The sequence below is a fragment of the Streptomyces sp. NPDC005141 genome, assembly GCF_053599975.1.
The window spans coordinates 1-14,460 of the sequence record NZ_JBSFYW010000112.1; the positions used below are offsets into that span (position 1 = coordinate 1).

At 71.8% G+C, this 14,460-nt stretch carries 8 protein-coding genes; 5 read left to right on the forward strand and 3 right to left on the reverse strand.

Going from position 1 to position 14,460, the window contains the following annotated elements; translation table 11 throughout:
* The first annotated feature begins 559 nt into the window (after nt 1–559).
* Nucleotides 560–4,228, forward strand: coding sequence for a BTAD domain-containing putative transcriptional regulator (locus tag ACWD68_RS40540; RefSeq protein ID WP_451811486.1), 3,669 nt, complete (start codon nt 560–562; stop codon nt 4,226–4,228).
* A gap of 10 nt (nt 4,229–4,238) precedes the next feature.
* On the opposite strand, the gene ACWD68_RS40545 is transcribed toward ACWD68_RS40540, so the two are convergent.
* Nucleotides 4,239–6,275, reverse strand: coding sequence for a sigma-70 family RNA polymerase sigma factor (locus ACWD68_RS40545; protein ID WP_451811487.1), 2,037 nt, complete (start codon nt 6,273–6,275; stop codon nt 4,239–4,241).
* Nucleotides 6,276–6,609: 334 nt separating this feature from the next.
* Nucleotides 6,610–7,389: a TetR/AcrR family transcriptional regulator gene (locus tag ACWD68_RS40550; protein ID WP_451811488.1), complete on the reverse strand. Its 780-nt coding sequence runs from the start codon at nt 7,387–7,389 to the stop codon at nt 6,610–6,612.
* Nucleotides 7,390–7,762: 373 nt separating this feature from the next.
* On the opposite strand from ACWD68_RS40550, the gene ACWD68_RS40555 reads away from it, so the two are divergent.
* From ACWD68_RS40555 to ACWD68_RS40565, 3 genes are all read left to right on the forward strand, one after another.
* Nucleotides 7,763–9,127: an NAD(P)/FAD-dependent oxidoreductase gene (locus ACWD68_RS40555; protein ID WP_451811489.1), complete on the forward strand. Its 1,365-nt coding sequence runs from the start codon at nt 7,763–7,765 to the stop codon at nt 9,125–9,127.
* Between the two features lie 130 nt (nt 9,128–9,257).
* Nucleotides 9,258–10,925 (forward strand): ATP-binding SpoIIE family protein phosphatase, encoded by a 1,668-nt coding sequence (locus ACWD68_RS40560; RefSeq protein ID WP_451811490.1) that lies wholly within the window; start codon nt 9,258–9,260, stop codon nt 10,923–10,925.
* 237 nt (nt 10,926–11,162) lie between these two features.
* Nucleotides 11,163–11,978, forward strand: a complete 816-nt coding sequence (locus ACWD68_RS40565; protein ID WP_451811491.1) for a class I SAM-dependent methyltransferase — start codon at nt 11,163–11,165, stop codon at nt 11,976–11,978.
* 104 nt (nt 11,979–12,082) lie between these two features.
* Here the strand turns inward: ACWD68_RS40565 and ACWD68_RS40570 are convergent, their stop codons facing one another.
* Complete coding sequence (locus ACWD68_RS40570; protein ID WP_451811492.1) at nt 12,083–13,357, reverse strand: MFS transporter; 1,275 nt, start codon at nt 13,355–13,357, stop codon at nt 12,083–12,085.
* 185 nt (nt 13,358–13,542) lie between these two features.
* On the opposite strand from ACWD68_RS40570, the gene ACWD68_RS40575 reads away from it, so the two are divergent.
* Nucleotides 13,543–14,091, forward strand: coding sequence for a MarR family winged helix-turn-helix transcriptional regulator (locus tag ACWD68_RS40575; RefSeq protein WP_451811493.1), 549 nt, complete (start codon nt 13,543–13,545; stop codon nt 14,089–14,091).
* Nucleotides 14,092–14,460: the final 369 nt, after the last annotated feature.

Sequence of the window (14,460 nt, forward strand, 5' to 3'; positions counted from 1 at the left end):
CGGAGCCAACGAGATCGTCGCGTTCGACCTGGCGACGGGCAAGGAGAAGTGGCGCGTCAAGTCCCCCGTGGACGCCGCGATGATGCCGCTGAAGACCAGTCCGTCGCCGCTGGATCAGACGTGGGTCCAGGAGGGGGGAACCGCTGCTCGATCCGGACGTAAGCGACGGACATTGGGATGTACCGGCACGGCCCCTCCCGTGCGCGGACGGGCGCGGGCGATCCGGGCTTGGGCGCGGCCTCAGGCACGCGGTTCACTGCGGGTGCAAGATCCAGCCCCTCCGGCGCAGCGGGGGCCTGGGTCTCGCCACTCTGGTGCGCTTTTCGGCTGCGGGCGCCTTTCCGCTTTCCGCCCCAGGGAAGATTTCAGCCCCTCCGGCGTTTGAGGAGCGGGGGCTGGGGCGGAGCCCCAGGTATGGGTCGGGTAGGGGCGGAGGGGGCGAAAGAAGGTTGTTGCTGGGCCTCGGTGCCGGGGGGAGTTCGGGGGAAATCGTGGGGGTGCGGGCGGCCTTGCCGGGTGAAGCGGTGACCTGGGGCGGGGCGGCGGTGAGAATGGGGGTGTGCGGTACAGGATTCTGGGGGTTGCCCAGGTGGAGAACGACCGGGGGGCCCTGATCACCGTGGGCGGCCCCCGGGTACGCGCGCTGCTCACGGCCCTGGCCCGCCACCCCACCCGCACCACCGCCCTGGACACCCTGATCGACGAGGTATGGGCGGACGATCCACCCCAGGACGCCCCGGCCGCGCTGCAGGCACTGGTCGGCCGCCTCCGCCGGGCCATCGGGAAGGACGCGGTCACCTCGGAGTCCGGCGGCTACCGGCTCCGGGCCGCCAAGGACGACGTGGACCTGTTCGTGTTCGAGCGGCTCGTCGCGGAGGGCAGGTCCGCACTCGACCGAGGCGACGCCCCCACCGCTGCCACCCGCCTGCGCGAAGCCCTCGCCCTGTGGCGCGGCCCCGCCCTCGCGGACCTCCCCGACCGCACCGCCGCGACCCGCCCGGAAGCCCTGCGCCGAGAGGCGACGCGCAGCCGCGTCGAGGCGGACCTGCGACTCGGCCGCGCCTCTGACCTCGTACCGGAGTTGAAGGAGCTGACAGCGGCCCACCCGTACGACGAGGCGCTGCACGTTCTGCTCATCCGCGCCCTGCGCGAGGCCGGCCGCGGTGCCGACGCGCTGGCCGCGTACGAGGACGTGCGCCGCGGGCTGCAGGACGGGCTCGGTGCGGATCCCGGGCCGGAACTCCGGGCCCTGCACGCCGCATTGCTGGACCCGCGGGACACGCACGGGCCGCAGGAACCCCGATCCCGCACGGGCGGCGCCGTGGCGTCCGGCCCCGCCCTCGGACGCAACGCCGCGGAACCCTCCCGCGCCCAGCGAACCGGCAACATTCGTCCCCGTCTGAACTCATTCGTGGGGCGGGAACGGGAGCTTGGGGCCATCCGTTCGGATGTGCAGAGGGCACGCCTGGTCACGCTGACCGGACCGGGCGGTTCGGGAAAGACCCGCCTCGCCGAGGAAGCCGTCGCCGGGCTTCCGCAGGCGTGGCTGGTCGAGCTGGCCCCGCTCGACCGGCCCGAGGCGGTCCCGGGCGCGGTGGTCAGCGCCCTCGGTCTGCGCGAGACCGTGCTGATCACCAACGAGATGGCCGTTCCGCAGGACGACCCGGTCGCCCTGCTCGTCGAGTACTGCGCCCCGCGCAGCCAGCTCCTGATCCTTGACAACTGCGAGCATGTCATCGGCGCGGCGGCCGAACTCGCCGAGACGCTGCTGACCCGCTGCCCAGGGCTCACGATCCTCGCCACCAGTCGTGAACCACTCGGCGTCCCCGGCGAGTTGGTGCGCCCGGTCGAGCCCCTCCTGCCCGATTCCGCGCGCCGTCTCTTCATGGAGCGGGCCTCGGTCGTGCGCCCCGACGCCGGCACCGCGCCCCGTGACTCCGCCGCGGTGGACGAGATCTGCCATCGCCTCGACGGCCTGCCCCTGGCCATCGAGCTGGCCGCCGCCCGGTTGCGGCTGCTCACCCCGCGTCAGATCGCCGACCGGCTCGACGACCGCTTCCGGCTGCTCACCTCCGGAAGCCGCACGGTGCTGCCCCGGCAGCAGACCCTGCGCGCCGTCGTCGACTGGTCCTGGGATCTGCTCGACGAGCAGGAGCGGACCGTGCTGCGCGAGGCGTCGGTGTTCGCGGGCGGCTGGGACCTGGCGGCCGCGGAGGCCGTGTGCACCGGTCCCGCGGCCGACCTCATCGGCGCGCTCGTCGACAAGTCCCTCGTCGTCGCCACCCCGGACGGCATGGGTGGCACGGACGCCATGGAGGGCACGGGTGGCGCCGGCCGGGCGGGTCGCGTGGATGGTGCGGACAGCGATCGCTACGGCGGTGAACATGGCGGTGAATACGACGGGCGGGACGTCCTGGGTGGCGGAGGAAGCGGCGGGCGGAGCGGGAGCGGTGGCGGCGGGGGCCCGGGGAGCGGTGCGGGTGGTGTCGGTGGTGGGATGCGCTATCGCATGCTGGAGACCATCCACGAGTACGCCACCGAGCGTGCTGCCGAGGTTCCCGAGCTGCGTGCCGCTGCCGAGCGGCGTCACGGCGCCTGGGTGCGCGCTCTCGTGGAGGAGGCCGAGCCCCGGTTGCGCTCGGCCGCTCAACTCCCCTGGATCCGGCGCCTGGAGACCGAGCTCGACAACATCCGCGCGGCCCTCCACCGCACTCTCGCCGCCCGTGACGAGGAAGAGGCGAGTGCTCTGGTCCTCGCCATGGGCTGGTTCTGGTGGCTGCGCAACTTCCGCCGCGAGGGCACGGACTGGACGGAACTCGTTCTGAGGCTGGGCGCGTTGCTCGACACCTCGACCAGTGGCCTCACGGGGACCGGAAGCCTCACGACGATCGGCGGTGACGCGACCGGCGGTGACGTGGGCGGCGGCCGTCGCGGTGACAGCGGCCGTCGCGACACGGCTGGTGCCGCGGTGTCCGTCGCCGACGCGGAGAGTGCCACCGGTGACGGCCTCTTCCCCGAGCTCGAGAGCGTCGATCCGGTCGCCCTCTTCCTCGATCACCCCGAGCGTGACGAGCGGCACCCGCTGCACGGCACGCGGATGCGGCTGCGCATGTTCCACCTGTTCATGAAGGTGGACGTCGTGCCACTGGACGAGTGGGGGGAGGGGCGGTTGCCGGAGTACGTCGGGCGGGTGCGAGCCGCCTTCGAGAAGGGCGGTCCGGACGCGGCGCGTATGCCGGGGATCATCTGGCCGATGGCCGCGCACTTCCTGGGCGGCGCGGACGACACGCGGCCCGCGATGGACGCGGCGGTCGCCAACTGCCGTGAGTACGGCGGGGAATGGGAGATCGGCGTCGCCCTGATGCTCCGTACGCACGTGGTCGTCGACGCCCCGGGCGGTATGCCCGGGGTGGACGAGGACCTGGAGGAACTGCGCGGGATCAGCCGTCGGGTGGGGGACCGCTGGATGCGGGCCCAGGTGTGCAGCGCGGCCGGAGAGGCGGCGATGGCGCGCAGCCGGTTCGACGAGGCGGAGGGCGAGTACGCGGAGGCGCTGCGGCTCGCCTATGAGGTGAGGGCGTACGCGGAGGTGCCCTTCCTCATGGCGCGGCAGGCCGAGATCGCCTACCGCGCGGGGGACCGGACCGTGGCCCTGGCCACCCTGGACGAGGCGAGCGTCGCCGCCGACCTGTACGGGGTGATGGACTCCCGGGCGTTCGTCCATCTGCTGCGTGCCCAAGTCGTCCTGGACGACGGGGAGGTCGGCCTCGCGCGCGAGCTGCTCGAGAAGGCGCGTGAGGAGAGTTCCCGGGGTACGCCGCCGCCGCAGTTCATCGCGGCACTGAACTGGGTCGACGCCATCGTCACGGCCGCCGAGTCCGGCCCGGTGCGGGGCCTGCGGAAGCTGAACGCCGCCGTGCGGGAGGCGGTGGGCGACCGGTGCGCCGATGTGGTGGCGGCGGGTCTCGTCGAAGTCGCGGCGGGTCTCCTCACCGAGTTGGAGGCGCACCCGATGGCGATTCGGCTGCTGGCCGCCGGCACCCGCTGGCGTGGAGGGGATCCGCGTCCCGCGCGTGAGAGCGCCGATGTCCGGCGGGTCGAAGCCGCGGCTCTCGCGGCGCTCGGCGCGGACCGCTACGAGTCCGAGCGTGCCCAGGGTTCCGGCTACACCAAGGAAGAGGCCCTGAGCGACCTGGCCGAAGCGCTCAAGGTGTACGCCGACGAGTAGGTGCCGGCGTTCACCGGCACAGGAATCTGGACTCCGCCCAGTCCCCGAGCGCCGCCGAGCCGAACGGTGTGCGGGGTTCGACGACGAGCCGGATCGTCCGGTGGCCGGTGAGGTTCACATGGACGGGGACCGCCCGGTCACCGCCCGCGATCAGCGGTGACTGCCACAGGGGGGATCCGTCCGCGTAGACGGTGAACCGCATCCTGCCCAGGCCCATCGTGAGGTCGTCGACGCCGACCATCGCGTCGTACGCGCTGCAACTGCGGTTGAGGTCGATGGTGACGGAGGACTGGCCGTGGACGGTCACTCCGTCCGTGTACCGGGTGTCCGCGATCTTCATCTCGTTGCGCTGCCAGACCCAGTTGCTCTCGCCCAGTCGCATCTCCGGCTCGGTGTGGTCGCCGCTGACGTCGTACTCCAGCTCGCTCCACCGGTAGACGGTCGGGGCGGGCGGGGGAGGCGTCGGGGCCGGCGGGGGCTTCGGCTCGGCCTTGGTCGGGGTGGGCTTCGGAGCCGGGGTCGGGGTCGGGGTCGGAACCGGTCTCGGCGCGGAGGGCGGGTTGGGAGTCGCCCTGGGCGTCGGCTTCGGGGTGGGCTTCGGTGCTGTCGAGGGGGGTGGGGTGGGTGTCGGTCTGTGGACCACCACCGGCGGATTCGGCGCGGGCTCCTTCTTGGGCGGCTTCGGCGACGGCACCGGCGCTTCGACGGCGGGTGAGGCGGCCGGTCCGGCCTCGGGGCGCCGGGCGGGGCTGTCGTTGCCGACCAGGGCGAGTGCCACGGCCGCCGCGGCCACGGCGACGACACCCGCCGCGATACCGGCCTTGACCGGTGCGCCGATTGCCTCGGAGGCCGCGGCACCGCCTCCGGCGCTCGCTCCTCCCGAGCCGCCGCCCGCCGTGGCTGCCGCGCCCGCGGCGCCCGCTCCGGCACCACCGGCGATGAGTGCGACGGCCTTCGCATAGCCGGCGGTCCCGAACCAGCCGATGACCGCGACCGGCACGACCGCGGGGATCCCGCCGGCGACTTCCTTGATCTGGCCCGCGGCCAGGCGGCACCTGGCGCACTCCTCCAAGTGCTTGCGCAGCCCCCGTTCGGCCCGGGTGCGCAGGCCGCCGCGCGCGTAGGCGCCGAGCCGGTCGGCGTAGCGCGCGCACTCCTCGTCCATCGTGAGCGTGGTGCTGACGTGCGCCTGGAGATAGGCCTGTTTGAGGCCCTCGCGGGCGCGACTGGCGAGCACGCGGGTGCCGTTGGCGTCGAGGCCGAAGAGCGTGGCCACCTCGCTCGGGGACTCGTCCTCGACCTCGGTGTGCCACAGCACGGCCTGCCAGCGCTCAGGCAGCGAGCGGAAGGCTTGCATGGCCATGGACTGTTCGGCCTCGTGCATCGCCCTTACGTCCGCGCCGAGGTCGAGGGTGTCGTCGTCGGAGACCTCGGAGCGGCGGGCGGCCTGTGCGGCGAACACCGCGAAGTCGTCGACCAGTTGTTCCCGTTTGGCCGTCTTCGTCCAGTTCGCGGCGACCCGGCGGACGGTGGTGAGGAGATACGCGCGCACGGCGTGCTCGGGACCACTGCCGCCGCGTACGGCCTGAAGCATGCGGGCGAAAACCTCGGCCGTGAGGTCGTCGGCGGTGTGGGAATCACGGCAGCAGGTGCGGGCGTAGCGCCGGACGGCTTCGGCGTGCCGGCGGTACAGCTCCTCGTACGCGGAGTCGTCGCCCGCGCGCATCCGCTCGATCAGGCCGGTGTCGGGAGGCGGCGGTTCCACCGGGGGCGGCAGAACGCTGCCCTCGCGCCGGTCGAACCGGTCGCGCTGCGAAGGCACGCTGGGGTCGGCCGCTTGGGCGTCCGAGGAAGCACCGGTGCCGCCGAAAGCGTGCGCGTCACCGGGCAGGGCGCCCGGCGGAGGGAATTTCGGGCTTCCGCCGTGCGGGCTTCCGCCGTGCGGGCCGCCCTGGCTCGGCACCTGCCGCGACGGTGAGCCGCCGGTTTCCGTGCCGCCGTCGGGACCACCGTCACCGAGTGACTCGTCCCGCCCGTCAAAGCTCATCGCGGAAAGCCCCCGCCTGCACACTCGGACCGAATACCGGGACAGAGTGTCACAGGCTCCCCGAGCGGGACCTCCTTGTCCGGACCAACCACTCGTCCGAGGGGATTTGTCGCTCGGGAGTACTAACCATCACCCGTTCGGGGAATGCTCAATAGCCGTCTTCCGCTCGGGAGTTGCCGTTCTGTGGCGGAATGACGGAATGACCGCTGGGTGGTGTGGTGGACCGAGGTTCCCGGTGCGCGAGTGGCATCCACTCGCGCCCGGGAACACCTTCGTACTCGGCGACACCCCCGCGACTGGAAGGCATCCGTGTCGAGCCGGCCTCCGGTCCGGTTCACGCCGGACGCGAGCGCAGGCCCTCCAGCAGGATGTCCAGGAGCCGTGCCGAGGCCGCCGCCTGCTGGGCCGCGTCCGGCAGCGAGGGCGCCGCCGTCGCGATGACCAGCAGCACGTCCGCCACGGTGACATCGGCGCGCAGCTCGCCCGCCGCGCGTGCCCGGTCCACCAGCCGGCCGACCACTTCGAGCAGGGCCGCCGCGCCGGCGTCGTCCACCGCCGCGATCACCTGCTCGTCCTCGTGCGTGGGCCGCTGCTCCACGAGCCTCAGCTCGGGGGCGAGCTGGGACCGCTGCTGCGGCACCCGCGCCCCGTCCGCCTCGGCCCCGTCCTCCGCGACGCCGACCCTCAGCACCTGCGGCGGCAGCAGCCGTCCGGCGCCCGAGGCCACCGACGTCCGCAGGAAGCGCGAGAGCGCCGACCACGGTTCGTCCTCCTGGCCGAGCGCGGCGCGAGCCTGGTCGGTCAGCCGGGAAGTCTCCTCCTCGGCTATCCGGCGCACCAGGACGTCCTTGCTCGGGAAGCGTCGGTACACCGTGCCGACGCCGACCCTCGCGCGCCGTGCGACGTCTTCCATCGGCGCGCCGTATCCCAGCTCGCCGAAGACCTCGCGCGCCGCGCGCAGTACGTGCTCCAGATTGCGCTGTGCGTCCACGCGCAACGGCGTCGTGCGCGATCCGTCAACCGGACCGCGGCCGTTGCCGCCCGTCGCCGCGCCGATCGCACCACCTGGTGCGATGGCGGACGCGGATGACCAATGAGAGTCCTGAATGTGCATAAGCGTTCCCCCGGTAATGACGTCTCCCCCCGGAGACTCTCCCCGCCATTGATGGCCGGAGCGTGTGGAACAAGCTTGTGCACGAGCCCGTCGTACGGACTCGCCGAGCGCATCCCCCTACACCCCGTCGTCCCACGAACATAGTTGAGAGGGGGTCAATTCAGAAGGGGCAGGTTCCGCACGGAGCGCCCCCCGATCGGAGTACGGGCCGGTTACGTCCCGGTTGCGCCCCCTCCGAGTACCCCCCTCGCCCACCCTGACCTGCGCTTTCTCTCTGGACTCAGGCAAATCGGCCAACCCTGCACGTTGTCGGCGAGCGGTCACACAATTTGCTGGGGCTGTGGACAAACTCCGGAGAGGGGTGCGTCATGGGATGGTGAAGGAACGTGCGCGCATTCTCATTGTCGGCGGCGGCTACGTCGGGATGTACACCGCTCTGCGCCTCCAGAGGCAGTTGAAGCCCGAACTGAAGAGGGGCGAGGTCGAGATCACGGTCGTCTCGCCCGACCCTTATATGACGTATCAGCCGTTCCTTCCCGAAGCCGCCGCGGGCTCGATCTCGCCGCGCCATGTGGTCGTTCCGCTGCGCCGGGTCCTCGGCCAGTGCCGGATCGTCATCGGCGAGGTCCAGTCGATCGACCACGCCAAGCGCACCGCGACGCTCACCACGCTCGCCACCGAGGAGGAGGGCGCGGGCGCGGAGCAGATCACGTACGACGAACTCGTGCTCGCCCCCGGCTCGATCGCGCGCACCCTGCCGATCCCCGGGCTCGCCGAGTACGCCATCGGTTTCAAGACGGTCGAGGAAGCCATCGGCCTGCGCAATCACGTCATCGAGCAGATGGACATCGCCTCCTCCACCCGTGACCCCGCGATCCGCGACGCCGCCCTGACCTTCGTCTTCGTAGGCGGCGGTTACGCCGGCGTCGAGGCGCTCGGCGAGCTGGAGGACATGGCCCGCTACACCGCGCGGTACTACCACAACATCAAGCCCGAGGACATGAAGTGGATCCTCGTCGAGGCCTCGGACCGGATCCTGCCCGAGGTCGGCGAGGAGATGGGCAGGTACACGGTCACCCAGCTGCGCCGCCGCAACATCGACGTACGCCTGGAGACCCGCCTCAACAGCTGCGCGGACCGGGTCGCGGTCCTCAGTGACGGCGCGCGCTTCCCGACGCGCACCGTCGTGTGGACGGCCGGCGTGAAACCGCACCCGATCCTCGCCGAGACCGACCTCCCCCTGAACGAACGCGGCCGGCTCAAGTGCACCCCCCAGCTCGCCGTCGACGGCGCCCCGCACGCGTGGGCCGCCGGGGACGCCGCCGCCGTTCCCGACGTGACCGCGAAGCCCGGCAAGGAGACCGCGCCCAACGCCCAGCACGCCGTCCGCCAGGCAAAGGTCCTCGGCGACAACCTCGCGCACACCCTGCGCGGCGAGCCCCTGGAGACGTACTCCCACAAGTACGTCGGCTCCGTCGCGTCCCTCGGGCTGCACAAGGGAGTCGCACACGTCTACGGGCGCAAGCTGAGGGGCTATCCTGCCTGGTTCATGCACCGCGTCTACCACCTCAGCAGGGTGCCGACCTTCAACCGCAAGGCCCGTGTACTCGCCGAATGGACCCTGGCGGGTCTCTTCAAGCGGGAGATCGTGTCCCTCGGTTCGCTCGAACACCCCCGTGCGGAGTTCGAACTGGCGGCCGGTGGAAAGCCTCCTACCGACCCGAAGGGGTCGTCCTGACCGGACCGAGGAACTCCACCGGCAGGGACGGCGTCTGACGGATGTCGGCCCGGTCGGTCAGACTGCCAGACAGGTCCACGACTTTGGGCGGGTGAACCGCTCGCCCTTCTAACACGAGGCTTTCCCCACTGTGAACTTCACGCGCTGGAGCGCCCGGCTCCCCGGAACGCAGCGCCGCGCCGCAGCGCGGACCGAGCACACGGCCGCGCATACGGCCGCCCCGGACCGGCGCGGGGAAGGCTCCGTCCCGGCGGCCCGCGTCGAGCAGCTGACCGACGACATGCCGCCCGGGCTCGCCGTCGACGAACTGCCGGTGCGCGCTGTCCTCGACCGCGTCCCCGCGCTCGTAGCGCTCGTGCACGGTCCCGAGCACCGCGTCTCCTACGTCAACGACGCCTACTCGGCGGCCTTCGGCGCCCGTCCCGTCGGCCTGCCCGCGCGCGAGGCACTGCCGGAACTGGGCGAGCTCGGCCTGCTGCCGCTCCTCGACCAGGTCCTGCGCAGCGCCAAGCCCCGCACCGTCAAGTCCCGCAAGGTGTCGACCGGCCGCTCCTACACCTTCACCTGCACCCCCGTCGACGCTTCTCCGGAGGACCACGGCCGCGGCGTACTCGTCTTCGCCACCGACGTCACCGATCACGCGGAGGCCGCCGAGCGGCTGCGCGCCAGCGAGCGCCGCCAGCGCGAGACCGCCGTCACCCTCCAGCGCTCCCTGCTCCCGCAGGAGTTGGAGGAGCCCGACGACCTGCGCGTCGCCGCCACCTACCTGCCCGGCGGCACGGAGGCGGCGGTCGGCGGCGACTGGTACGACGTCATCACCCTCGGCGGCGGCCGCACCGCGCTCGTCATCGGCGACGTCATGGGCCGCGGGGTCCGCGCGGCGGCCGTCATGGGCCAGCTGCGCACCGCCGTCCGCGCGTACGCCCGTCTCGACCTGCCGCCGCACGAGGTCCTCCAGCTCCTCGACGGCCTCGCCACCGAGATCGACGCCAACCAGATCGCCACGTGTGTGTACGCCGTCCACGACCCGAACGAGGGCCGGCTGGTGTACGCCTCCGCCGGCCACCTGCCCATCCTCGTCCGCGACGAGAACGGCACCATCCACCGTGCCGACGAGCCGACCGGGCCGCCGCTCGGCACCGGCGGCTGGCTGCACGCCTCCGGCTCGGTGCCTCTCGGCCCCGGCTCCACCGCGGTCCTCTACACGGACGGGCTGGTCGAGCGCCGCGACGAGGACCTCGACGAGGGCATCGCCTCCCTGGAGCGCGCCCTGGCAGGCGCCACGGGCACCCCCCAGGTGATCTGCGACCGTCTGGTCCGCGCGGCCGGCGTCACCGCCGACCACGACGACGACGTCGCCGTCCTGGTCCTTCAGCACCCCTCCCGTACGGGCCCCGACGGCGAGCTCTTCCGTAACGCCGCCCTGGAACTGCTCGGTGGAGTGGAAGCGGCCCCACGCGCGCGTGCCTTCGCCTCCGGCGTGCTGGCCAGCTGGCGCTTCCCGGCCGATCTGCACGACCTCGGCGTCCTGGCCGCCAGCGAACTCGTCGCCAACTCGCTCCAGCACGGCACGCCGCCGATGCGGCTGCGACTGCGCCGTACCGACCGCCGCCTGATCATCGAGGTCACCGACGGAGACGACCACCTCCCGCGCCGCCGCCGAGCCGAACCCGCCGACGAAGCGGGCCGCGGCATCGCGATCGTGGCCACGATCGCCTCCGGATGGGGCTCCCGCCGCACACCGGGCGGCGGCAAGGCGGTGTGGTGCGAGTTCGCGCTCCCGCGCACGGGGAGCTGAATCCGGGCGCCTGATGCCGGGGACCGACTCGAGCGCCGAATCCGGAGGTGAACCAGGGTCTGGATCCGAAGACGGACCAGGGTCTGGATCCGGGGGCGAATCCGGACGCCCGGACGCCTCAGTTCGGGCGACGCCCGGCCCCCGCTTCCTCCGGCCCGCACCCCGATCCTTGTTGTCCTCCGGCCCCACCGCGCGCGTCCTCTGGCCGACCGGGCCGCCCGGTGCTAAGAGCTCCCCATGGCAGACGAATCGGGCTTTCAGCTCAACGGAAGTGCTCCCGAGCGCTACGAGCAGTACGCCGCGCCGTTCATGTCGCCCTTCGTGGACGCGATCCTGGACGCGGTCGACCTGTTCCCCGGCGCAAAGGTGCTCGACCTGGCCTGCGGCACCGGCTTCGCGGCCCGTGCGGCGGCGGCCCGGGTCGGCCCCGCGGGCCGGGTCTCGGGGGCGGACGTCAACGCGGGCATGATCAGGGTGGCCGGAGAGCACGCACCCCGCATGTATCCGGACATCGAGTTCACCGTCGCCCCCGCGGACAAGCTCCCCTATGAGGACGCGGCCTTCGACGCGGTCGTCTGCCAGCAGGGCGTCCAGTTCTTCCCCGACCTGGACGCCGCCTTCGCCGAGACGGCCCGCGTGATCCGCCCCGGCGGCCGCTTCGCCGCCACCGCCTGGGCCGCCCGGGAATCGATCCCTTACTTCGTCGCCCAGTACGAGGCCGTCGCGGAGTACGGGGGCCCCGAGGTCGCCGCGGACTACGAGGGAGCCTTCTCCGGCACGCCCGAGCGCCTTTCCGCCGCGCTGCGAGGCGCCGGCTTCCACGACGTCACCGTCCACCAGGTCGGCTTCGGCATCGCCTTCCCGCCCCTCGCCGGGTACGCCCCCGGCCAGCTCTCGTCCACATCCTGGGGGCAGGCGATCGTCGACACCGCGGGCGAGGACGCCCTCCTCCGCGCGGGCCGGGCCATGCACACCCGCCTCGCCGACCGCACCGCCCCCGACGGCAGCGCGACCCTCCCCTTCACCGCCAACCTGCTGACCGGCGTCCGCTGAGACCCGCGACCGCGCACACGGAACGGCCGCCACCACGTCGCAACGTGATGGCGGCCGTCGTACGTTCGCCTGTTCCTGCTGCGCCAAGTCCGTCAGCCCGGCCGTCAGGCGCTCGCCGGCACCGGTTCCGCCGGAGCCCCGCCCTGCGCGACCACCCGGCTCCTCGCGAGCGACGGCTGATTCTGTACGGGGGTGAGCTGCCGCCCGAGCCGCACGGCCAGGAAGGTGATCCCGAGCGAGAAGAGCAGGAACGTCGCGATGTACGGGCCGTGCAGCGAGGCCCCCATCGGGCCGCCCACCGCCGGACCGATCGCCAGCGCGAGCTGCTTCACCAGGGCGAAGGCGGAGTTGTACTGACCCGCCATGCCCGACGGCGCCAGATCGGCGACCAGAGGAGCGATCGTCGGCGACAGCATCGCCTCACCGAGCCCGAAGAGTGCGTACGTCGAGACGAAGGCCGCCGTGGCCATGGTCTGGCTGCCGTGCCCGAGGCCCGCGTACCCGGCCGCCACCCACGCGAAGGCCCAGATGAGCCCGACCGCGGCGATCACCCGGGACCGCTTGCGGCGCTCGACGAACTTCAGCACCGCGAACTGCGCGACCACGATCATCGCCGTGTTCGCCGCCATCGCCGTACCGAGCGCGGACGTGGAGATCCCGGCCGCCTCCACGCCGTACGCGGAGAGACCCGACTCGAACTGCCCGTAGCAGGCGAAGAACAGCACGAAGCCCAGCACGGACAGCTGCACCATGGCCCGATTGCCGAGGAGCTGCTTCCAGCTGCCGCCCCTGGCCTGCGGTGTGTCCCCGTCGATCCGCGGAGCGTGCGGCATCCGCACGGTCGCCATCAGGACGACCAGCACCAGGAACATCGCGGCTTCGATCGCGAACAGCAGCGTGAACGAGCTCGCGCGGTTCGGGTCGACGATGTGACCGCCGATGAGACCGCCGACACCGAGGCCCAGGTTCTGCAGGAAGAACTGCGTCGCGAAGGCGCGCGACCGGGTGTCCGCCGTGGAGCAGTCCACGATCATCGTCGCGAGCGACGGCTGCATCACGGCCTGACCGGCACCGAGCGCGGCCGCCGACAGCACCACGGTCGTCGCGCTGTCCGCCAGCCCGAGGCTCAGCGCCCCGAGCGCGGCGGTGACCAGAGCGGTGAGCAGAACCGGCAGCGGGCCGCGCCGGACGATCGCCCGCCCGGCGAACGGCAGCACGACGAGAGCGGCCACGGCGAAGACGGCGAGCGCGACGCTCGCCGTCATGGAGCCGAGTCCCCGCACCTGCGCCACATAGACGTAGAGGAAGGGGACGGTAAAGCCGAGCCCGAACGCGCTGAGTGCGTTGCCCACGTGGATTCGGCGCATCGCTGCGCCCATCGCCCTGGTCACTTTCACCTGCCTTGGTCGTGAAGCCGTCCCGGCCCACCCGTGCCCGGCACCGTGTTCGTGACACGTTCCCTGTGCATGGATGCAAGCCTGAAGACTTCGAAGCTAAAATTAGAAGTTGAACTGTACACCTCGAAGGACTTCGACGCCAAGCGGTGTCATGCGATACTCGGGCCATGGGCGACACCCCCGGCGTCAGTGAGCCGACACTCGAAGAACAGATCGCCGCCTACCAGCGCGAGTTCCAGGACCTCGACCCCCAGGTCGAGAAGATCGTCTCGGCGCTGTCCCGCCTGAACCGGCGGATGAATGTCGCCTACGGCCGCCAGACCGCCGCACTCGGCATCAGCAATGCCGAGTGGGAGGTCCTGAAGGCGCTCGTCCTCGCCGGTGCCCCGTACCGCCTCGGCCCGAGCGAACTCGCCAAGCGCCTCGGCCTCACCCCGGCCGCCATGACCCACCGCATCGACCGCATGGTGGGGGAGGGGCTGGTCACCCGGGAGCGCGACGAGTCCAACCGCGTGCGCGTCATCGTCGAGCTGACGGGCGAGGGCCGCGAGAAGTGGCTCGAGGCGATGCGCCTCGCCACGGTCTTCGAGGAGGACCTCCTCCAGGACCTGTCCAACGAGGACCGGAGCGTTCTGGGCGAGGTCCTGACCCGTCTTCTGCGACGGGTGGAGGACGCCCAGCCGGACGCCGGCGGCCGGCTCAGCGACCTCGATTAAAGATCTTGACAGGGGAGGTTGACACTGCCCTGGCGGATCCGTAAGGTTCTTCGAGTTGCCACGGGGCCGTAACGGTTCTGCGACAGCACCTCTGCCGCTTGATGCGGCAACTCAAACCACCAGCACGATCTCCCAACCGGGGCGAATTCGGCGTGCCCGAATTCAATTCGATTTGGGTGCGGCGGCCCGATTAGGAACTGCCGAGAAGATCCGCTAAAGTTTGAGACGTCGGAACGGCCCAACGGCCGAGAAGACAAGCCCCGCTGACTGGGGGTCAGGCCCGAAAGGATCTGATAGAGTCGGACTCGCCGGAAAGGGAAACGCGGAAGCGGGAACCTGGAAAGCACCGAGGAAATCGGATACGGAAAC

Coding starts and splice junctions, on each gene's coding strand:
- ACWD68_RS40550 (WP_451811488.1), bottom strand. CDS start 7,389: ATGCACATTCAGGACTCTCATTGGTCATCCGCGTCCGCCATCGCACCA.
- ACWD68_RS40545 (WP_451811487.1), bottom strand. CDS start 6,275: ATGAGCTTTGACGGGCGGGACGAGTCACTCGGTGACGGTGGTCCCGAC.
- ACWD68_RS40575 (WP_451811493.1), top strand. CDS start 13,543: ATGGGCGACACCCCCGGCGTCAGTGAGCCGACACTCGAAGAACAGATC.
- ACWD68_RS40570 (WP_451811492.1), bottom strand. CDS start 13,357: ATGGGCGCAGCGATGCGCCGAATCCACGTGGGCAACGCACTCAGCGCG.
- ACWD68_RS40555 (WP_451811489.1), top strand. CDS start 7,763: ATGGTGAAGGAACGTGCGCGCATTCTCATTGTCGGCGGCGGCTACGTC.
- ACWD68_RS40565 (WP_451811491.1), top strand. CDS start 11,163: ATGGCAGACGAATCGGGCTTTCAGCTCAACGGAAGTGCTCCCGAGCGC.